The 641-nt window shown below is 47.7% G+C and carries 1 protein-coding gene; it reads left to right on the top strand.

The genetic code is table 11. The features are described from left to right. Positions 1-641, top strand: a 641-nt coding sequence (locus R8N49_RS28040; protein ID WP_318190560.1) for an AAA family ATPase, incomplete at both ends; no start/stop codon positions are given.

The following is a 641-nucleotide window of genomic DNA, read 5'->3' as shown; positions in this document are numbered from 1 at the left end:
CGTGCGCTATCTCGTCGCTTCCAAAAAATCGACGTTGTAGAACCATCTCTGGACGATACAACCAAGATCCTGATGGGCTTGAAACCAAAGTACGAAGCTCACCACGAAGTGCGTTACACCAACAAAGCACTGCGTGCAGCCGTAGAGCTGTCTGCGAAGTACATCAACGAACGTCATCTACCTGACAAAGCGATTGACGTTATTGATGAAGCCGGTGCTCGTAGTCGATTAGCTCCAGCAAGTCGTCGTAAGAAGACGGTTGGCGTGGCTGATATTGAAGCCATGGTTGCAAAAATGGCTCGAATTCCAGAGAAGTCGGTGTCTTCATCTGACAAAGACATCTTGAAGAATCTTGATGGCAAAATGAAGATGCTAGTCTTTGGTCAAGACAACGCTATTGATGCGCTTTCGGAGGCTATCAAACTGTCTCGTGCTGGTTTGGGCGTAGATAACAAGCCTGTGGGTTCGTTCTTGTTTGCAGGGCCTACTGGTGTGGGTAAAACCGAGGTAACTGTTCAGCTATCGAAACTGCTTGGTATTGAACTGCTTCGTTTTGATATGTCTGAGTATGGTGAGCGTCACTCGGTGAGCCGCTTAATTGGTGCTCCTCCAGGTTATGTTGGTTATGATCAAGGTGGCTT

The sequence above is a fragment of the Vibrio sp. 1978 genome (assembly GCF_033344345.1).
Note: the sequence above shows the minus strand (reverse complement) of the source record. Positions and strands in the feature narration are given on the sequence as shown.